Genomic DNA, 19,619 nt, shown 5'->3' with positions numbered 1-19,619 from the left:
TCGGTGCGGCATGTAACAGTTCAGATGTTTGTCGTCGATCATGAACCGGAGGCCGATCCCTTGGCATTTCCCAAAAAACGCCTGACGCGCCGAAAATTCCTTGGAACAGTTGGGGCAACAGGTGCCTTTCTTGGCAGTGTGAGCCTTTCGTCAAATTCTTCATTTGCCGGAACGCGGCAACTTGACGACCTCGTCGAATTCGATGCAGTCGGGCTAGCACAACTCGTAAGAAAGAAGGAAATTTCTGCGGTCGAACTCGTCGAGCGGGTTATCCGCCGGATTGAAGCACTGAACCCCATAATCAATTGTGTGGCGACACCTACCTTTGATCGCGCGCTGGAAAAAGCGCGGGAAATATCCCCGGATACGTTTTTCGCCGGTGTGCCAACGATGCTTAAAGACATGGTTGATGTCGGGGGCGTCAGACGGACAGATGGCTCCCGGCTTTGGGCAACGAATATTCCGCAGAAGTCCGTCGGCTATGTCGAGGCTCTGGAAGCATCGGGGCTTAATATGATCGGAACAACCGTTGTCCCTGAGTTCGCCAACGGTCTTGACAGCGAACTCTACGGGATGGCGGTCAATCCCTGGAACCTTGACTATTCGTGCAATGCATCCAGTTCCGGCGCGGCCTGTGCTGTTGCAGCCGGGATCGTGCCGCTTGTGCATGGCACAGATGGCGGTGGGTCAAACAGGCTTCCTGCAAGCGCCTGCAATGTCATTGGTTTCAAGCCCTCTCGGGGCCGGATGATGTCAGGCGAACAGGACGGCAGCCATGATACGTTCAAGACGAATGGCCCGATTTGTCGAACCGTGCGCGATGCAGCTGCATTGATCGATGTCTGCGAAGACAAAGCCGGTCTTTTTCCTCCGATCGGTTTCATCGAAGGACCATCGAAACGTCGTCTGAAAGTCGCGTATGCCCGGATGGGCACCAATGGTGTTGAGCCCGTCGCTGCCATAGTGCGGGCACAGGACGCCGTAGCAGAACTGTTGCGTGAACTCGGGCACGAAGTCACTGTAATCGATCATCCGATCGACGGAGCAGAGTATCTTCGCATGTTCCGCTATGCGTTTTTGCCGAAGTATGCGCCACTGCTCTCTTTGGCGCGCGGCACCAGTGGTCAGACATCGCTTGATACTGGGCTCCTGTCCAACTGGACGGCAACAACGATGCTGGAGGGGCAGTCCTATTCCACGGAACAACGGCAGGAAGGGTTGGATTATTTCAATGACATTTCGGCCAAGTTCGCGGCAGTTTTTGCGAACTACGACGTTATCTTTAGTGCCACTTCCCCTTCCGAGACATTGAAGCGGAGTGCGGTCAGCCACCGTGACGACTTCGCGTTCAAAGCCCATCTTCTTGAGAATTTGCTGGCGCTGACTTCCCCGGTGAATGCCGTGGGCGATTGCGCGATCTCACTTCCGCTTTCATTCTCCTCTGAAACAAACATGCCGGTTGGATCAATGTTCCATGCAGCAGCCGGAAACGACGCCACGCTTGTCGAGCTATCTTACGAACTTGAACAGGCCAGACCATGGAAAGAAAACTGGGCGCCATATTCCGCCAAGTTTATTCCAGTATGACCATAAACGAGGTCCGCATTGGGCTCGATGCGGTCATCTGAGTGATTTTGTCAGATGTCCGCTTTACAGTCTCAGCGGTCAAACGCGGCGTGCGACACGGCGACATGTGCGACACCGACGTAACGCAGCCGGTTTTAATCGACTTCCCTTTCAGAGCCATGGTCCCAAGCCCATTGATGTACTTTGAATAGCGATTGGCCCCCAAAATTGATCAATTTTGATAATTGGCGGTAGAATAGTGGGCATCAGGCGCCTCCCAGCACTTTGGCTTTTGCCTGTGTTATGGCTTCAGAAATGTAGCTATCTCGTTGTTGGAAAAACCGGCGTCCGTCGGCACTGTTCTTCCAGAACTCCAGCAACTGGTCATGAGTTGTGCCCCTCGCCATCGGCTTTTTGCGTTCGGCTGGGTTGTCAGTGAGGTAGGTGGCGATGATCATGTCGTCTTTTCGGATTTCTTCTTCACCGTCGAAAAGAGCCGGATCGGGATCGCGAACGGGAGGAAATCTTGGCCTATCCCCTATGTTAGGAGCGCCTTCAGCCGATAGTCGATCATAAATCGCTTGCAGTTCTTCTCTGAATTCTGTGTCTTTCGATGGGTCTGTCCATTTTGCCCATGCTCTGGCTTCCTGACGCTCTACTGCTGCAAGGTACATATCGCGGGGTATGGCCAGATGCTTTCGATATCTTGCTAGCCTGCCTTTCGGGGTATCAGCCACCGAGCAATTCCAGTCTTGATTGCAGCTCATCCAATTCAATATGAAGTTGTTCTGTCTCAATAGCTTTTCGGGCGGCTTCTATGGAACGCAGCAGCGCGTCTGCTTCATCGGTCGTGATCTGACCTGAAGCAACTGCTTTTAGTACAAAATTCACGGCATTCAAAATGTCTTCAGGGCCGTTTATCTTTGGCAGGACGACTTTAAGCGGGCGACATTTTCGGGGTGGCAAAATGCGCTCAAGGCACAACCGTATTGCGGTCATGTCACCTGCTTTTGCCAACTCTATCGCTTTTTGCGTAATAGCTTTGGCGTCGCAATCCATCATTGCTTCGGCCGCCAGTGTAGCTTTGTTGCGGGCGCCCTTGGGTCTTCCCTTAGGATTTCCGCTCTTACCCTTAGGAAACTTTCCGGCTTTTGAAGTCACAGCCTGTTTCGAACCTGTTTTTTCAGGCTGCGATTGCGAATTCGGTACGGTCACAGCTAACGGCTTTCATTAGACATAAAGGTCAGCTTAGCTTACCTAACTTTAGTCAAATCGTATAGCTGAAATTGATCTTGAGATATCAACTGTCCAAGTTTCTTAATTTATGGTGTTCAGCAAAAGCCGTTGCTTTTTCCTAAGAAGTTTTGAGCACTTGTCGGTGATCTTGAGTTCACTCGCCCGATGCACTTGCATTAATCACAGCATTTAAAGCGGTCATTCATCCGACCTGCAGCGAATGACCGATCGGAGCCCATAGTGACCGATGCTGCGCGATCAATCGACGGCGGCTATGCACAGAAAGCAGACTTTGCAAATTCTTGCTATCGGACAATCCAAATGACAGGCTGGAAACGATCAACAGGCGTTTTCTACCCAAGGCTGCCGTTTTACAGGCCGTAGTTCTCTGGTCGTGTCGGCTATCTGCCAAAAAACCTAAAGCTGCGAACCAATTGGTAAAATACTCAGAAATCCAGCAACTATGTGATCCCAGGCCGATCCCGTCGGCTCGGATTGGTACTCAATTACGGTGCCGTCATCGCCTCTTGTCGTCCATTTAAGCTGACCAGCTTTCTCGAGCGTCACGTTATATGTGTATGCAGGTAGCGCGTCGTCCAAGGCACCCATGGTCTGTGTAGCCAATGCTGGCGAGTCAATCAGAATTCCCATCTCGGTGTTGATGTTGACAGATCGCGGGTCCCAGTTGAACGACCCTACGAACAAGTATCGGTCATCAACTGCAAACGCCTTGGAATGTAGACCTGACCTCGATTGCGCCCAATTGATACCGCGGCGTTGGATCTTATCGGCGTCCGGTCGCAGCTCATATAGTTCTACTCCACCGCGTAGAAGTGCACGGCGTTTCTTGGCGTAGTGCGCGTAGACGGGTGCGACGTCATTAGATGCAAGTGAATTGGTTACAACCTTTACGTCGACGCCGCGGCTTTCCAATTCGGTCAACCATTTCACACCGTTGTTGCGCGGCACAAAATAGGCAGAGACGATGTTCACCTCACTGCTGGCATTCTCAAAGTACGGAAGCAATTGAGATGCCAGAACGGGACCTGAGTTCTCGATACCGGCGGCTTTTGACGGCGGATCAGCATAAAGCTTCGCAGGCAGCCAATCCAGTGACAGGGCACCATCTGCGAAGTTCTCTTGTGCTGACTTTCTGAGAGCCGCGCCATACTGCGTTTGCTTCGCTTCATCGACCAGTTCGTTCAACCTGACTCGCGCATCACCAAGGTCAAATTCCTGAGGTTCTCCAACAACCACCCGAGCTGGTACGGCGAATTCGCTGTTCCAGTAAGAGTCAAAGCTTCGCGACACCTCGCGAACAACCGGGCCTGCGGCCAGAACATCCAGGTCAGCATAGTTCATTTCTTCCCGTGCGAGAAAATACTCGGCGCCGATGTTTCTCCCACCCACAATCGTGAACACGTTGTCTGCTGTCATTGACTTGTTGTGCATTCTGCGATTGATGCGTTTGAAGTCCGTCAGCCCCGCGATCAACAGGCTTTGATCTCGCCAAAAAGGATTGAACAACCTGATCTCAATATTTTTGTGATTGTCCAACGCGGCCGTCATCGCGTCATAACTGGACGTATCCATGTCATCCAGTAGCAATCGGATGCGAACACCCCGATCTGCCGCCTGCAAAAGACTGGCTGCAAAAAGGTGGCCCGTTGGGTCGTTGTGCAGCAGGTAGTATTGCGCGTCTATCGTTTGCTCAGCCGCAGCCGCTAACAGCAAACGTGAAACAAGCGCTTCTTCGCCGTCACTGATCAGCTTGACCCCCGACCGACCGTCTTTGGGATCGCCAAGCCGGTTGGCTGCCTGACTAAGAGCTGTGCGCGAGTTTGCCGGAAGTGAGGCCGATACCGTCTTTTCATAAGTGCGAGTTTTTGGAGCGCAAGCAACAAGAGTCAGCGCACACCAAACACAAACCACAAACTTCCATCGCGTCATCAGCTTCCTCCATCCCCGTATCCTAGGTGACTACGCCGAGACGGGTGATTGCAAGTTTGTTCTGTGAAGCATGAGGTTGTTTCGCTTGTCGTTGTTGATTTGGTGAAACTCTCAACTGCCCCACGCAGGTATGTGATTTTGACGCAACCTCAATTCAAACGTACTCTACCAGCAGCCAAGCGCAAACGAGAACCATGTCTGATCCTGAACACAGAAATGACTCTGCCGCGGAACCTTCGCCGCATGCTGTGACCGACGGTATCGGCGTGGCAACGGAGGAGTTCAGAATTTCGATGCCAATCGGGATCGGAGCTGTCTTGGCTGCTCTGGCTTCTTTGGCCACTTGCTATTCCGGGATTTTGCTGACCTATTTGGTCGGCTACGAAGCGCTTTCCATAAACCCACATGTGCAAGCGGTGCTCATGTGGGTTTTTGCATTGTTGGCGGTTAGTTTCTTATGGAGAGATCGGAAACGGCATGCCAAGGAGCTTCCACTCGTCCTCGGTGGGATTGCTGCCCTCATCCTGATTGTCACTCTGTACTTCGGTTATGACGAACGCGTCGAAGCGCTCGCCTATGTGCTTTTGGTGATCGCGGCTTTGCTAAACCAGAACCTAATACTTGATGCTTTGAACCACACGGTTCGCAACCAGACACATGAAATAGAGGCATTGAACGAAAAACTGACCGAGAAAGTAAAGCGCCAGGAAGGCGAGATTGACAGGCTGGGGCGACTAAAACAATTCCTTGCTCCTCAGGTTGCGGAGCTTGTCGTAGAGGAAAACTCTGACGGGCTTCTTAAAACTCATCGTCAATACATCGCTTGCCTATTCTGCGACATCCGCAATTTCACGGCGATTTCCGAGGCGATTGAGCCAGAAGATGTCATTACGCTTCTCCAGCATTTCCACGATGAGGTTGGCCATTTAGTTGCACAACACAAGGGAACAATCGGATACCGAGCCGGAGACGGATTGATGGTGTTCTTCAATGATCCGGTTCCCTGCGATCAGCCCGTTCTGCAAGCCGTGCGGCTGGCTAAAGAAATAAGCGAAGCCTTCGAGGGAATACGTGCACCCTGGCAGAAACTCGGGCACGCGATGGGTTTGGGTATTGGGATCAGTAGTGGTTACGCGACGCTTGGGCTTATCGGGTTTCATGGTCGCGCCGACTACACCGCAATCGGTGGAGTTGTGAACACCGCATCCAGGCTTTGCGACTTTGCCAGCGACGGGCAGATCCTTTTGAGCCAACGGGCGCTTCTAGACATAGAACAACATGTGGAGACCGAAGAACTGGGGGAACGGGAACTGAAGGGCATCGGAAGCCCTGTGCAGATTTTTCGCGTTATCAGTCTCTTTGATCAAGCAAAGTGATGCTCTCTCTTGTTAGGACTTCAATCGTTCTTTGTATTTTGAAGGTCCGCTTGGGGCTGCGAGCAATCAGTCATGCTCATCGCAGAAAATGTAGATTGCCCCAAACGGTCACTGCGGCACTCCGGCTTTTCGCAACCCCTCTACCAAATGTTCAAAGTAGTCTTGATTGTATCCAGGCAGGCTTTGGGCGACGAATGACAACGAGAATTCGGGCTTTAGAGCAAGAGCTTTGGAAACGGCTGTGCGGGCTTCATCTATCTTGTCCAGTTGGGCCAGCGCCGCTGCACGGAACAATTTTGGCCAGTATTCACGCTCGTTTTCTCTGGCAGCCTTGCCTGCCCATTGTTCTGAAAGCTCGTAGTTTTTCAATTGATAGTATGCCGATGCGTTGTTGACATAGAACGTCCACAATAGGGGATCGTTGGGACTTAATTTTATAGCCATCGCCACATGAGCCAGCGAGTCCTCCGCACGCCCCCCAGCTTTCAGGGCGAAAGCCATGCCGTGATGCGCAAGGGCAAAGTTTGGATTGAGCGTGATGGCCTTTTCCAGGCTGGCGATCCCGGAATCCGTATCTCCGGCAAGACAATACGCCCGGCCGAGGGCGTAATGGGTCAGCGCTTCGCGGTCATCCAACGCCTTTGCTTGTTTCGCTAATCGAATTGCGTTCGCCACTGTATCGGAAGATTCGTCGGCAATTCGCATTATGACGTCTGAGACGCCCACAAGAGCTTGGCCAGCGTACGCCAAGGCAAAATCCGGATCGGCCCGCGCAGCGGTCTCAAACAACTGGTGAGCCGTTTCATTGTCCTGCTTGGTAAAGCGATTCAGATGCCAATTTCCCCGTTGATACAGATCCCAAGCGTTGAGATTTGAAGTTGGCTTATGCTTCGCCCGGTCTTGCTCGGCGCCGCGTAGTTCTGAATCGATACTGCCAACGATTGTCTCGGTAATCTCGTCTTGCAGTGCAAAAATGTCATCGAGCTCCCGATCATAACGGTTGGCCCAAAGGTGATTGGAACTTTCGGCATCAATCAGCTGTGTGGTGATGCGAACCCGGTTTCCGGCTTTTCGGACGCTGCCTTCAAGCACGTAACGAACGCCAAGCTCTTGCGCCAACCGACGCACATCCACCGCCTTGCCCTTGTGAACAAACGTTGAGTTGCGGGCAATTACAAACAACCATCGAATGCGTGATAGCGCGGTGATTATGTCCTCGCTGACCCCATCCGCAAAATACTCCTGCTCGGGATCGCCGCTCATATTGTCAAAAGGCAAAACAGCAATCGATGGTTTTTCGGATGCCGGTTGCGTGCTGCCGTCGGCGATGGGTTCGATGGAGTCTTGTTCACTTGATGCGGACCAATGCCAGGCTCTCACCGATTGGGCAATGTTCTTCAGATTTTGCTCACCAAGATCTCTGAAGATCGGCCCGGTTTTAATGCGCACGGCTTGTTGGACAATGTCGGACACGCAAACGCCGCCGGGTTCTGCCAACGCTTCCAGCCGCGCAGCGATATTGACACCGTCGCCATAGATGTCGTCCCCATCAATAATAACATCACCGAGATTGATCCCGATGCGCAGGCGGATTGGGCCACCGCACTGCGCCAGCGCAGACTGGACATCTATTGCACAATTCACAGCATCCACGACACTGGCAAACTCCACCAGCGCACCATCACCCATCAACTTGATAATACGGCCGTTATGTTCGCTGACCGTCGGATCGAATGTTTCCAGTCGATGTGACTTCAAGCGTCCCAGCGTGCCTTCCTCGTCTTCTTCCATCAGTTTGGAAAAGCCAACAACATCGGCGGAAAGTATGGCGGTCAGCTTGCGGTCCAATTTCCGTTCCTCCACAAGGCAACGTTAGACCCGAAAGGGCGCAAAATCCATGCAGTACAGTTGATGATGGAGCGGCCGCTTTTGGCAAAAAGAAAACTAAGGCAAGGCTTGGCGAAGTCGGGCTGTGGCCGCTATCCCGCCTTGGTCACTTTGTCCGCACCGTCGAATGTGCAAAGTCTAAATGCGAATGTCCGGTTCGGGCTGATAGTTCTACTCTCGGGGTTCGCGCAAAAAAGGCCGCTCGAAAGCGGCCTGATGGATCACACCTCGGTGGCTTCCGCGATGGCGAGTGCGTCTTCGATGTCTACACCTAGGTAACGCACTGTACTGTCCATCTTGGTGTGACCAAGCAATAGCTGCACGGCTCGCAAGTTACCTGTTCTACGATAAATCTGCGCCACTTTTGTGCGTCGCATTGAATGGGTCCCATATTGGCTGGGATCAAGCCCAATCGAAGCGACCCATGACTGAACCAACCTCGCGTACTGACGCGTAGAAATATGCAGCCGATGCTGAAAACGCCCTGGCCACAAGTACTCGGATCTTTTCATTGCAGGTTGTTTCAGCCAATTCAAAAGCGAGTTTCGCGTACCACTACTAATTTCAAAACGAACGGGTATCTTTGTCTTGCTTTGGTTGACAGACGCGCGTTCCTTTACTTGTCCAGCGGCAAATACGTCTGCAACTTTAAGGCGAACAAGATCGCAACCACGGAGCTTACTATCTATTGCTAAATTGAAGAGTGCTAAGTTCCTATGATCTTCTGAAATTTCTAAGCGAACGCGTATTGCCCAGACATGCCTTGGCAAAAGCGGGCGCTTCTGGCCAATAACCCGACCTTTGTTCCACGCAGATCGGCCAACTCGAATGACGGGTAGATTTAAAGCTTGCATGACGAATACTCCACACCGCCACGCACCACCTCATCGCCCACACAGTGTCAGCGTCTATTGGTTACCATGCTTGGTCTCCGTCATGAAAAATCTGACTTTGTCGAAGCCTGACCGGCGCCTCAAATATGCGATTTGGTATAGGGCGAATAGCAGAACTATGGATTCAATAGATCAGGATGGATAATCTTGGGTCTAGGGGAGAACGGGAGTGGAACGCCGCCTTACCACTATCTTGAGTATTGACGTCGTGGGCTACTCGCGACTGATGGAACGCGATGAGGCAGCGACGCTGGCAGCACTAAAGTCGCATCGGTCTGAACTCATTGACCCCTTTGCGGCGAGTTATGGTGGCAAGACGATCAAATTGATAGGTGATGGTGCTCTACTGGAGTTCGAAAGCACCGTGCAGGCAATGAAATTTGCCGTTTCTGTTCAAAACGAAATGCTCTCTCGAAATTCGGACGTTCCAGATAGCGAACGAATTGTGTTTCGGATCGGCATCAATATCGGAGATGTGATTGCCGAGGATGGAGACATTTATGGTGATGGCGTCAATGTCGCCGCTCGACTTGAAGGCTTGGCTGAGCCCGGAGGTATTTGCATTCACCGCAGCGTAAGGGACCAGGTACAGGACAAGCTGGATCTGAATTTCGAGGATCTGGGTGAGACCGAAGTCAAAAACATAGAGAGACCAGTCCGAGCCTTCGAAATCGTTCTGGATGACAAGGCCAAGGCTTTGGCTATTTCAGAGCCAGTTGCGCATACGAAACCACACATGTCCAAGTGGGTGCCAACTCTAATCGGTGCAGCATGCATCTGTTTGGTGCTGGTTTCGGTCGTATGGTGGCGATCCAGAGATGTGGCACCCCTGACCGAACAAGAGGAGTTGGCGCTTGCCATCCCAGACGAACCGTCCATCGTCGTTTTGCCCTTTGAGAACCGCTCAACAATTGAAGAGGTCGGCTATCTGGCAGAAGGTTTTGGAACAGCAATCACGACGCAGCTTTCGAAGTTTCCACAGCTATTTGTGATTTCTGGTTCTACTTCGATTACCTTTGCGGACAGCTTGGTCAAACCGCGAGAAATTGGCCGAGAGCTCGGTGTGCGATATGTTTTGTCAGGTAGCGTTCAGAGCGTTGGCGAGAATATTTCGATTAACTCAACACTGATAGAGACAGAGTCGGGGCACGCTCTATGGTCGGAACAATATGACGTTGGCGTCGAAGAATTGTTTTCCGCTCAGGCCGACCTTATTCGGGAAATCGCATCCACCCTGAAAATAGTAGTTGAGGAAGAAGAAATCGCTTCGCTTAGGAAACGGCCAACCGATGATCTAGAAGCGTATGAACTTTTTCTAAGGGCTGTCGCCAAAAGCAAGCTGCTGAATACTGCGAGTCGGCAAGAGGCTATTGAACTTCTGGAACGAGCAATAGAGCTCGATCCAGACTACCTTTCTGCACATATTGAACTGAGCGGTCGCTATCTTAGCCTTTGGCGCTTTGGTGGGTCGGACGATCCAGAAACCGCGCTGAACAAAGCCCGCAGGCACGCACAGCGTGCGTTAGAACTGGATCAATCGGACTATCGCGTTCAACACCGCTTGGGCCAGCTACATTTGTTTGCAGACTACGATCATAAACTCGCGTACCAGGCATTTCAGCGGGCAATACGGGAGAACCCCAATGATCCTGAGGTCCTATATGGTATGGGCTTTTTAAGGTCGCTTATGGGTGAGCCAGCCGAAGCGATTGAGTGGAACAACAAGGCAAAAAAGGTCAATCCGCGTTATCCCGGCTGGTACAATTTTAACGCGGCCCTTTCTCATTTTCTAATCAGAGATTACGAAGAGGCAATTCTGCTGGCAAAAACCGGTATCTCAACTTATCCAAAGTCGCTTCCTCCGCGCCGAATCTTGGTCGCAACCCTTGCCGAAATGGGACGTCTGGAAGATGCACAGGTTGAAGCAACGAAATTACTCGAAATCCGGCCGGACTTCCGTGTTTCTACACACAGAAACACACCCTTTATGCATACTGAGGACCAGGACCGGTATTTTGGTGCGATGGTTGCTGGTGGATTGCCCGAATAGAAAGTTTTCATATCCCCGGATACTGGCTGTATGCGCGGTTTCCACTTTTGGTAGCATCGTTGCATGAACGGACCAATCCGCTCCTCGGGATCAACAAAGCTCGCTGATGAATGTCTGGTTTGGGCTGCGAGCGGTCATTTTCGTTCGGCATCCGACGGCAGCATTGTCCGCTTGTCGGGATTTGCAAAGTTCAGTTTGGAATGTCCGGCTAGGGCTGCCTCCAGACATAGGCACGGGAACCAGCGAAGGTCGACTGCGAGCCCAAAGTGGACAACGAAAAGATGGCCAATCGGAAGCCCTGAACAGTGGGCTTGTCATTTGGCTCGCTTAGCGCATTGATTGGGCAGTCATTGCAACGGCTCGCAAGCTAATAATCATAGCTGAGTTGCAGTGCTTGAGGGAGAGATATTCTGTCAGGTGCCGAGAATAGCAAATTAGCAGACTTGGCGGCTCTGCCGCCAATCGCTACGACTACGAGAAAACCGACCGGAAGATACAGTCAGTATAAGTTCTGAACAGACCAAAAGCGTCCGGGTGTTACCCGCGCCAGGTGCGAACCACGCCACAATCCATGTGTACGAAGTTCGATCCATAATACTGACCAACTCCGCCTGCGCGGCACGACATCGCTGCCTTGGCCATCTGTGAAACCGAGCGGGAGGCAAGGCGCAGATCAGCTGCTTGCCCTTCCATATGAAGCGAATTGCGCGCCACACGGCGCGACCGGGAGCGCAGCATTGCGTTGGTCTGAGGAGAGCGATAGCCGGACAACAGCATATAGGGTTCGTTGACATCCAGCAGGTTGTGTGATGCCGCCATGATATCAATCGTGCGCAAATCGATGGATTTTACCTGATCTGTGCGCCAATCACGCATGAAGTTGTTCACTTCTTTGACAGCGTCCTTGATATACTTACCATCGACCCAATAGATCATATCCAACCGTTCGCCAGTGCGACCGGAATACATACGAATGCGACGAATATCGCCGCCACCGCGTAAAAAGCCTGCTGCGTTGGAGTAGGTGGGTGCTGCTACGACTGCCGTTGCTGCAAACGCTCCCAATAGGGCACGCCGGGTCAAGCCCGAGGAACTGCTCTCTGTCATTTTAGTTTCGTCCCGTACTGTTCCTGCCTGCACACGATGTTACGTGCACTGTCTTAATTATTCCCATCCCAGATGCAGAATGTATGGCACAATCGGAATCGACGGCCAAGAAGTGTTTCAATTGCACCTTTTCAAGGGGGAATTTTCGGCAGTTTTTTGCGCATATGTCACAGCGAATCACGAAAATTTCGCAGTTGTGGGCTTTGGGTCACCCTGCCGATGCAAACGCGCATCAGGCCCACGAAGAAGCGAATTGGTAAGGATTTCGTGAGTGGACAAGCGTTCTGGCGCGACTGCATAATCGTACGACGATCAATCACCAGTTCAAGCTATTGAATTTCAAGGCTATCCTATGCTTTCCGTTCTCCGCACCAGTACCAGCATCCTGTTTGCCGCGTGTTTCGTGGCTACTGCATCTGTCGCCAATACGTCGTCCGAAGCCGCGCCAGGGACTGCGTTTCAGATGGCGATTGCTGAACATACGCCGCAGGCGCCGCAATTGGTCGAATTCTACCGGGCGAACGGGTTTTCGCCAGTTTGGGTGGGTGATACACCCGAACACACACGGCGCCGGGCGGCGCTGATCAATGCGCTTACGAATGCGCATCTGCATGGCCTGCCACAGGCCGAGCCGACTGTTGCCGCCGTGTTGGAGAAGATGGAAAAGGCCCGTTCGGTGCGCGATCTCGGTGCTGTTGAAGCAGAGCTGAGCAGTATCTTTGTCGAATACGCCGACGCGCTTTACGCAGGCATAATCCGGCCCAGCAGTGTCGATGAGGGGCTGGTTCGGTCAGTAGATCGTCGCAGCGCGGCCGAGCATTTGCAGGGAATAAACACGCAGGGCGCGGCCTACTTTGCAGCCCTGTCACCGCAAACACATCAATACCGCGCGCTGATGAAGCAGAAGCTGGTTCTGGAAAAACTGGTGTTCCAGGGCGGATGGGGGCCAACAGTGCCCGAAAACAAGTTGGAATACGGTGATACCGGACCGAATGTCGTCAAGTTGCGCGACCGTCTGGTGGTGATGGGTTACATGAAACCATCCGCCAGCCCGTCTTTCGACAACGCGTTGTTGGAAGGTGTACGCACCTTTCAAACAGCGCATGGGCTTGAACCCGATGGCGTGGCGGGCAAGGGGACGATTGCCGAGATTAACCGTCCAGCCACAGACCGGTTGAAAGCCGTTTACGTTGCGTTGGAACGCGAACGCTGGCTGCCTCGGGAACGAGGTACGCGTCATATCCTTGTGAACCAAGCCGATTTCTCAGCCAAGATCGTGGACGACGGGCAAGTCACTTTTGAAACCCGCGCAGTCATCGGTAAAAATGCTCATGATCGCAGAAGTCCAGAGTTTTCGGATGAGATGGAGCATATGGTGATTAACCCAAGTTGGCATGTTCCCCGCTCGATCGTGACCAAGGAATACCTGCCGAAGCTGCAATCAAACCCGAATGCCGTGGGCCATATTCTGATAACTGACAGAAGCGGCAGGCAAGTCGATCGGAGTGCGGTGGATTTTACCCAGTTTACGACCAGAAATTTTCCTTTCGCAATGCGCCAACCGCCCAGCCAAAGCAATGCGCTGGGTCTGGTGAAGTTCATGTTCCCCAATAAGCACAACATCTATCTGCATGATACTCCACAGAAAAACCTGTTCTCGCGTGAGGTTCGGGCCTTTTCACATGGGTGTATCCGCTTGGCCCAGCCCTTTGAATTTGCTTACGCCTTGCTGGCCAAACAGGAGGAAGATCCAAAGGCATTCTTCCATCGCGTTCTGAACACCGGAAAAGAAACCAAAGTCAATCTGGAGCAGAAAGTTCCGGTGCATCTGATTTATCGCACGGCCTATATCGGGCCCAAAGGCGAAGTGCAGTATCGCCGCGATGTTTATGGGCGGGACGGCAAGATTTGGGAAGCCTTGCAAAAGGCAGGGGTGGCCCTGCCGGACGTTCAGGGGTAAGCACAGGGCAAATCCTGCCAAAAGGAAGCCCGCCATGCAGTTTACCATACAACAGATCGCCGAGTCTCTGGGGGCAGAATGTCAGGGCGATGGCGGCCTGACGATCGTGCGCGCCGCCGAACCGGGCGACGCAGGTCCGACAGATTTGGCGATGGCTATGTCTCCGAAATATGCCGAGGCGCTTGCCAACGGAGCCGCACGTGCGGCTGTCCTTTGGGAAGGGGCCGACTGGCAGGCGATGGGACTGCGTGCCGCGATCTTTGTCAAACGTCCCCGCATGGCCATGGCTGGCATCACGGCCATGCTGGATCGGGGGCAGGGAGTTGAACCCGGGATTCACCCCTCGGCCGTGATCGACCCGACCGCTGAAATCGGTCGGGATGTGGCGATTGGTCCGTTGGTTGTTGTGGGCGCGCGCGCCCGGATCGGCGCAGGCTCTGTCATAGGGGCACAGTGCGTGGTGGGAATGGACGCCATATTGGGCGACCAGGCGGTGTTGCGCGAAATGGTCAGCATTGGCGCACGGGCGCGGATCGGAGATCGCTTTATCGCGCAACCCGGTGCCCGGATCGGAGGGGACGGGTTTAGCTTCGTAACACCCGAAGTCTCGGGCGTCGAAAATGTACGCAAGACAATGGGCGATCAGGGTGAGGCCAAAGCACAGAGCTGGCTGCGCATTCATTCGTTGGGTGCGGTGGAAATCGGTGATGACGTCGAAGTCGGCGCGAATTGTACAATCGATAATGGCACGATCCGAAACACTTGTATCGGCAACGGATCCAAGTTGGATAATCTGGTCCATGTCGGGCACAACACTCGCGTCGGTCAGGACTGCCTGCTGTGCGGTCAGACTGGTGTGTCGGGATCGGTTGAGATCGGAAACAACGTGGTTCTGGGCGGTCAGACCGGCGTTGTCGACAACATATTCATCGGGGACGGGGTTATTGCCGGAGGCGGCACCAAGATACTGTCCAATGTTCCCGCCGGCCGCGTGATCATGGGGTATCCGGGCGTCAAAATGGAAACGCATACGGATATCTACAAGGCGCAACGACGCTTGCCCCGCATGGCCCGCGACGTCGAGGCACTCAAAAAGGCTGTTTTCAAACAGACCCCGAGCGATTAAATCAACCTCAAACTGATAATCAGGGGATCGACATGAGCATCAGCGACCGCGTCATCGCGATCATTGCAGAGCAGGCCGTTCTGGAGCCATCGGATGTAACGCCCGAAAGCACGCTGGAAGATCTGGGTATCGACAGCCTTGGACTGGTCGAAAGCATATTTGCCATCGAGGAAGAGTTCGACATTTCGATTCCTTTCAATGCCAACGAACCCGAGGCCAGTGATTTTGATATCTCGAATGTAGCTGCGATCATCTCTGGGATCGAAAAGCTTGTGTCGGAAAAGGTCTGACAAACGCTCATGAAACGCGTTGTCATAACCGGAGCGGGTACGATCAATTCGCTGGGCCATTCGGTCCCTGACACGCTGGAAGCCATGCGCGAAGGTCGTTGTGGTATTTCCGATCTGGAATTTCGGGATGTCGACCGGTTGGCCATCAAGATCGGCGGACAGGTCCGGGGGTTCGAGGCAGAAGGGCGGTTCAACCGACAGCAGATGTCGCTGTACGACCGCTTCACCCAATTCACCCTGACGGCAGCCAAAGAGGCGATTGAGCAGTCGGGTATCGAGTTTCATGGCGAACTTGCAGCCAGATCAGGTGTTGTTCTGGGGACTGCGGGCGGTGGTGTTTCGACTTGGGATGACAATTACCGTTCGGTTTATGAGGATGGAAAAAACAGGGTACATCCCTTTGTCGTTCCAAAACTCATGAACAATGCTGCCGCAAGCCACGTTTCCATGGAACACAACCTGAAGGGCCCAAGTTTCACGGTCTCGACAGCATGTGCGTCGTCAAATCATGCGATGGCTCAGGCTTTTCAGATGGTGCGTAGTGGCGCGGCTCCGGTCATGGTAACGGGGGGCTCGGAATCCATGCTGTGTTTCGGCGGTGTCAAAGCCTGGGAAGGGTTGCGCGTGATGTCGAAAGACGCATGTCGCCCTTTCAGTGCCAACCGCAACGGAATGGTGCAGGGTGAAGGGGCAGGTGTCTTTGTTTTTGAAGAATACGAACACGCCCGGGCCCGAGGTGCCGAAATTCTGTGCGAAGTTGTCGGCTTTGCCATGTCATCGGATGCCTCGGACATTGTGATGCCCAGCAAACAAGGGGCCGCGCGTGCCATGGCTGGTGCTTTGGCCGATGCGAAGCTGAACGCAAAAGATGTGGGCTATATCAACGCTCATGGCACCGGAACGGCTGCAAATGACAAAACCGAATGCGCAGCTGTGGCCGACGTATTTGGCCCACACGCCGACGATCTGATGATCTCGTCCACGAAATCCATGCACGGTCATCTGATTGGCGGGACCGGCGCGGTTGAGCTGCTGGCCTGTATCATGGCGCTGCGGGACGGTGTCATTGCACCGACGATCGGATATGAGGAACCGGACCCGGAATGCGCGTTGGACGTCGTACCGAACGAAGCGCGCGAGGCAAAGGTCGACGTCGCTCTCAGCAACGCATTCGCCTTTGGTGGGTTAAATGCCGTACTGGCCCTGAAGCGGGTTTAGTGAAAAAGCCGCCGTTACTAATACGGCGGCTTCCACGGATGTTTTTTTCTTAGTTTGTGTTGACGTTCAGAGCGTCAAAGCCCGATGTGAAGCCGGAGAGCGACATGTCCATTTCAAGAACCTGATCCGGGAAACGGGCTGGAACCAGCGAAAACGTCGCTTTAGTGCCAGCTTTCATCGCATCGATATCCCCTTGGCTAAGACCTAATTGCGCGATGCAGCCCACGGGAACGCATTGGTGATAGTTGTACAATTTACGCGGAGCGCCATCGATTGACAGGGCCAGTTGCGCTTGCAGCAGTGTTTCCAGGGGTACGATGACGTTTGCCCAAGCAACGGCGGCACCACCTTCCGGCAGTTTCCCGATCGATACTTCTGCGATCGGATCACCATTGTTGCCTTCCAGAACCTGAACGATGGCACAAGGATCCTCGCCTTCCTGTGCCTTGATACAGGATACGTCCCAATCGCCGAATTCTTCCTTTACGAACTGTTCTCCGACCCGGGGTCCTTCCTGACCTAGGTCCAGACCAGCGTCTGGCGCGGTTGTGGTTGTGTCTTGTGCATACGCTGCTCCGGACAGCAGAACGGCGGCGACCGTGTTGAACGAAAGGATTTTCTTGAACATGAATGCCTCGGGTTGATGATTGATCTTTTTGCTTCGTTTAACACTCTTCTGAACCAGTGTCAGGCACTAACAGAACAGCCTTTGCGAAGGTGAACGGATTCTTGCCTGAGGGCTGGAACCGCACCTTCGGAGATTAGAAAAAGGGAGCTGTTCGACCAGCTCCCTTCCCCATAAGTTTCTCCCCGTCGGACTGGCCGACTTATTTATGCGCAAACCCTACGTAAGGGGCGCACACGGGTCAACAGCTATCCTCAATTTTTAATCTATGCGCCAGAATAATAATCCAGTGGCCGTACCAAAAGGGCCGTGCCAGCAGGCACGGCCAGTCGACAGGGAGGAAGTCTGCCCCGCAATGCAAGGCAAATAGACTATCGCAGTCAAAGGTTAACTTTGTATGCTGGCGGCGGATCGGTGAACAATAAGGCAATGTTAATGGGCACGAATATCTTTTTGGGCGGTGGCGGTGAAAACTATGGCCAGCCGCAGGAACTGGCGTTGAAATATGCGAACCGCCATGGGTTGATTGCCGGGGCAACTGGTACCGGCAAGACTGTGACATTGCAGATTCTTGCAGAAGGGTTTTCTCAGGCGGGTGTCCCAGTTTTCCTCTCGGATGTGAAAGGGGACCTGTCTGGGCTGGCCCTTCCGGGCAGCGAGACGCACAAACTGCATCAGGCGTTCCAAGACCGGGCTGGTCGGATCGGGTTCGATGATTTTGCCTATTCTGCCTGCCCAGTGACATTCTGGGATCTGTTTGGCCAACAGGGCCATCCCGTGCGCACGACAGTGACGGAAATGGGCCCGCTGTTACTATCGCGGTTACTGGAGTTGAGTGAGGCGCAGGAAGGTATCCTGAATATCGCATTCCGCGTGGCCGACGAAGAAGGGATGCCGTTGCTGGACCTTAAGGACCTACAGGCGCTGCTGGTCTGGATCGGAGAGAATCGGGCGCAACTGTCATTGCGATACGGCAATGTATCTACATCCTCGATCGGTGCGATTCAGCGACGTCTGCTGGTCCTCGAGAATCAGGGCGGTACAAAGCTGTTTGGAGAACCGGCGCTGGATCTGGCCGATCTGATGCGAACAGACGAAAACGGGCAGGGGATGGTGAACATTCTGGCGTCAGACCAACTGATGGCCGCCCCAAGACTTTATGCAACGTTTCTGTTATGGCTGTTGAGTGAACTGTTCGAAGAGCTGCCAGAGGTCGGAGACCCTGAAAAACCAAAGCTGGTGTTCTTTTTTGATGAGGCCCATCTGCTGTTTGACGATGCGCCAAAGGTACTGGTGGACAAGGTCGAACAGGTCGCCCGCCTGATCCGTTCAAAGGGGGTGGGGGTATACTTCATTACTCAGAGTCCCGCCGATATCCCGGAAGATATTCTTGGACAGCTGGGCAACCGTATTCAGCACGCATTAAGGGCATTCACGGCGCGGGACCGAAAGAACCTGAGGCTGGCCGCTGAAACCTATCGCGAGAATCCGACTTTTGACACGGAAACGGCAATTCGCGAAGTCGGCGTGGGGGAAGCCGTTACTTCCATGCTGCAAAAGAAAGGTGTTCCGGGCGTGGTCGAGCGCACGCTTATTCGCCCGCCGGGATCTCAGCTGGGGCCAATTTCAGATGCCGAACGCCGGGACATTCTAGCAGTTTCCCCAATGGCGGGGAAATACGACAAGAACATAGATCGAAAATCTGCCTTCGAGATTCTTCAGGCGCGGGCCCAAGCTGCGGCCAATGCCGCAGAACTGGCCGAATCCGACGAAGTTTTTGAAGCGCAATCGCCGATCGAACGCGAATACTCTTCGGCCCGCAGATATTCGGGCAGCCGGGTTGGCCGGTCCTCATCCCGGGTTGAGCGCAAGCAGGACACCTTTGCCACAGCGATGACCGAAGCGGTGATCAAAGAGCTTAAAGGCACTACCGGGCGCCGGATCGTGCGCGGTATCCTCGGCGGTTTGTTCCGCAACAGGTAAGAACGCAGCGCCCGTTGGGGGCGCTGTCGCGTTTACTTCAGTCGGCGTTGGCCTTCCTGACGGCAATAGGCGTCAGCCTCGGGGACAGACATCTTTGTGGCTGGGAAGTCGATTGCGCGGTCCCAGGTCACACGATCCTGACGATAGAGCTGGCAGGTCACAACACCTTTAGGAGTCTGTACCTTGACCGGCGTCGTCTCAAGATCTTCGGGGCTGGGAACGCATGCGGATACTACAACCGCAATAGCCGGAAACAGAATGAGTGATTTCAGATGTGGTGCTTTCATTTTCTACTCTTGTCTTCTCGTCTTGTTGATCGATTGAAACGGCATAGGCGAGGGTGAGTGCCAGC

The 19,619-nt window shown here is 53.5% G+C and carries 16 protein-coding genes; 8 read left to right on the top strand and 8 right to left on the bottom strand.

Annotation, left to right across the window (positions count from 1 at the left end):
• Window positions 1-60 precede the first annotated feature (60 nt).
• Window positions 61-1,587 carry an amidase gene (locus AC2FLU_RS08435; protein ID WP_496808495.1) on the top strand — a complete coding sequence of 509 codons (1,527 nt, stop codon included), beginning with the start codon at window positions 61-63 and terminating at the stop codon, window positions 1,585-1,587.
• A 245-nt stretch (window positions 1,588-1,832) separates the two neighbouring features.
• On the opposite strand, the gene AC2FLU_RS08430 is transcribed toward AC2FLU_RS08435, so the two are convergent.
• From AC2FLU_RS08430 to AC2FLU_RS08420, 3 genes are all read right to left on the bottom strand, one after another.
• Window positions 1,833-2,303, bottom strand: coding sequence for a hypothetical protein (locus tag AC2FLU_RS08430; protein WP_496811934.1), 471 nt, complete (start codon window positions 2,301-2,303; stop codon window positions 1,833-1,835).
• A complete protein-coding gene (locus tag AC2FLU_RS08425; RefSeq protein ID WP_496808497.1) occupies window positions 2,296-2,781 on the bottom strand; it encodes a DUF5681 domain-containing protein in 486 nt (161 codons plus the stop codon). Before AC2FLU_RS08425 ends, AC2FLU_RS08430 begins: the two co-directional genes overlap by 8 nt.
• Window positions 2,782-3,219: 438 nt before the next feature.
• Window positions 3,220-4,752, bottom strand: a complete 1,533-nt coding sequence (locus tag AC2FLU_RS08420; protein WP_496811933.1) for a phospholipase D family protein — start codon at window positions 4,750-4,752, stop codon at window positions 3,220-3,222.
• Between the two features lie 194 nt (window positions 4,753-4,946).
• Between AC2FLU_RS08420 and AC2FLU_RS08415 the strand changes: the two genes are divergently transcribed.
• On the top strand, window positions 4,947-6,128 hold the full coding sequence (locus tag AC2FLU_RS08415; RefSeq protein ID WP_496808499.1) for an adenylate/guanylate cyclase domain-containing protein: 1,182 nt from the start codon (window positions 4,947-4,949) through the stop codon (window positions 6,126-6,128).
• Between the two features lie 108 nt (window positions 6,129-6,236).
• On the opposite strand, the gene AC2FLU_RS08410 is transcribed toward AC2FLU_RS08415, so the two are convergent.
• Together AC2FLU_RS08410 and AC2FLU_RS08405 are read right to left on the bottom strand one after the other, a co-directional pair.
• Window positions 6,237-7,976: an adenylate/guanylate cyclase domain-containing protein gene (locus tag AC2FLU_RS08410; protein ID WP_496811932.1), complete on the bottom strand. Its 1,740-nt coding sequence runs from the start codon at window positions 7,974-7,976 to the stop codon at window positions 6,237-6,239.
• A gap of 260 nt (window positions 7,977-8,236) precedes the next feature.
• A complete protein-coding gene (locus tag AC2FLU_RS08405) occupies window positions 8,237-8,869 on the bottom strand; it encodes a tyrosine-type recombinase/integrase (RefSeq protein WP_170465021.1) in 633 nt (210 codons plus the stop codon).
• A 208-nt stretch (window positions 8,870-9,077) separates the two neighbouring features.
• Here AC2FLU_RS08405 and AC2FLU_RS08400 point away from each other — a divergent pair, with 208 nt between their 5' ends.
• Window positions 9,078-10,958, top strand: a complete 1,881-nt coding sequence (locus AC2FLU_RS08400) for a tetratricopeptide repeat protein (RefSeq protein WP_496716183.1) — start codon at window positions 9,078-9,080, stop codon at window positions 10,956-10,958.
• 537 nt (window positions 10,959-11,495) lie between these two features.
• Here AC2FLU_RS08400 and mepK read toward each other — a convergent pair.
• Entirely contained in the window at window positions 11,496-12,065 is a 570-nt protein-coding gene (gene mepK / locus AC2FLU_RS08395; protein WP_480472813.1) for a peptidoglycan L,D-endopeptidase MepK, read from the bottom strand.
• Window positions 12,066-12,417: 352 nt separating this feature from the next.
• Here mepK and AC2FLU_RS08390 point away from each other — a divergent pair, with 352 nt between their 5' ends.
• Genes AC2FLU_RS08390 through AC2FLU_RS08375 form a run of 4 tightly spaced genes read left to right on the top strand, consistent with a single transcriptional unit; the run spans window position 12,418 to window position 16,659 of the window.
• Complete coding sequence (locus AC2FLU_RS08390; protein ID WP_496808502.1) at window positions 12,418-14,025, top strand: L,D-transpeptidase family protein; 1,608 nt, start codon at window positions 12,418-12,420, stop codon at window positions 14,023-14,025.
• 34 nt (window positions 14,026-14,059) lie between these two features.
• Complete coding sequence (locus AC2FLU_RS08385; RefSeq protein ID WP_480472809.1) at window positions 14,060-15,151, top strand: UDP-3-O-(3-hydroxymyristoyl)glucosamine N-acyltransferase; 1,092 nt, start codon at window positions 14,060-14,062, stop codon at window positions 15,149-15,151.
• Window positions 15,152-15,183: 32 nt separating this feature from the next.
• The gene (locus tag AC2FLU_RS08380; RefSeq protein WP_480472807.1) at window positions 15,184-15,441 is read left to right on the top strand and encodes an acyl carrier protein; all 258 of its coding nucleotides are present in this window, start codon (window positions 15,184-15,186) and stop codon (window positions 15,439-15,441) included.
• 9 nt (window positions 15,442-15,450) lie between these two features.
• A complete protein-coding gene (locus tag AC2FLU_RS08375; protein WP_480472805.1) occupies window positions 15,451-16,659 on the top strand; it encodes a beta-ketoacyl-[acyl-carrier-protein] synthase family protein in 1,209 nt (402 codons plus the stop codon).
• A 49-nt stretch (window positions 16,660-16,708) separates the two neighbouring features.
• On the opposite strand, the gene AC2FLU_RS08370 is transcribed toward AC2FLU_RS08375, so the two are convergent.
• The gene (locus tag AC2FLU_RS08370) at window positions 16,709-17,287 is read right to left on the bottom strand and encodes an invasion associated locus B family protein (RefSeq protein ID WP_480472803.1); all 579 of its coding nucleotides are present in this window, start codon (window positions 17,285-17,287) and stop codon (window positions 16,709-16,711) included.
• Window positions 17,288-17,719: 432 nt separating this feature from the next.
• Between AC2FLU_RS08370 and AC2FLU_RS08365 the strand changes: the two genes are divergently transcribed.
• A complete protein-coding gene (locus AC2FLU_RS08365; protein WP_480517048.1) occupies window positions 17,720-19,267 on the top strand; it encodes a helicase HerA-like domain-containing protein in 1,548 nt (515 codons plus the stop codon).
• Window positions 19,268-19,299: 32 nt separating this feature from the next.
• Here the strand turns inward: AC2FLU_RS08365 and AC2FLU_RS08360 are convergent, their stop codons facing one another.
• Window positions 19,300-19,554, bottom strand: coding sequence for a hypothetical protein (locus tag AC2FLU_RS08360; protein WP_480472799.1), 255 nt, complete (start codon window positions 19,552-19,554; stop codon window positions 19,300-19,302).
• Between the last annotated feature and the right edge of the window lie 65 nt (window positions 19,555-19,619).

Source organism: Ruegeria sp. SAZD013 (assembly GCF_059612525.1).
This window is presented reverse-complemented; position numbering and strand designations above follow the sequence as displayed.

What these genes read in the sequence shown, in the direction of transcription:
- AC2FLU_RS08385 (WP_480472809.1), top strand. Translation starts at nt 14,060, where the DNA reads ATGCAGTTTACCATACAACAGATCGCCGAGTCTCTGGGGGCAGAATGT.
- AC2FLU_RS08420 (WP_496811933.1), bottom strand. Translation starts at nt 4,752, where the DNA reads ATGACGCGATGGAAGTTTGTGGTTTGTGTTTGGTGTGCGCTGACTCTT.
- AC2FLU_RS08390 (WP_496808502.1), top strand. Translation starts at nt 12,418, where the DNA reads ATGCTTTCCGTTCTCCGCACCAGTACCAGCATCCTGTTTGCCGCGTGT.
- AC2FLU_RS08365 (WP_480517048.1), top strand. Translation starts at nt 17,720, where the DNA reads ATGGGCACGAATATCTTTTTGGGCGGTGGCGGTGAAAACTATGGCCAG.
- AC2FLU_RS08360 (WP_480472799.1), bottom strand. Translation starts at nt 19,554, where the DNA reads ATGAAAGCACCACATCTGAAATCACTCATTCTGTTTCCGGCTATTGCG.
- AC2FLU_RS08375 (WP_480472805.1), top strand. Translation starts at nt 15,451, where the DNA reads ATGAAACGCGTTGTCATAACCGGAGCGGGTACGATCAATTCGCTGGGC.
- AC2FLU_RS08380 (WP_480472807.1), top strand. Translation starts at nt 15,184, where the DNA reads ATGAGCATCAGCGACCGCGTCATCGCGATCATTGCAGAGCAGGCCGTT.
- AC2FLU_RS08405 (WP_170465021.1), bottom strand. Translation starts at nt 8,869, where the DNA reads ATGCAAGCTTTAAATCTACCCGTCATTCGAGTTGGCCGATCTGCGTGG.
- AC2FLU_RS08415 (WP_496808499.1), top strand. Translation starts at nt 4,947, where the DNA reads ATGTCTGATCCTGAACACAGAAATGACTCTGCCGCGGAACCTTCGCCG.
- mepK (WP_480472813.1), bottom strand. Translation starts at nt 12,065, where the DNA reads ATGACAGAGAGCAGTTCCTCGGGCTTGACCCGGCGTGCCCTATTGGGA.
- AC2FLU_RS08370 (WP_480472803.1), bottom strand. Translation starts at nt 17,287, where the DNA reads ATGTTCAAGAAAATCCTTTCGTTCAACACGGTCGCCGCCGTTCTGCTG.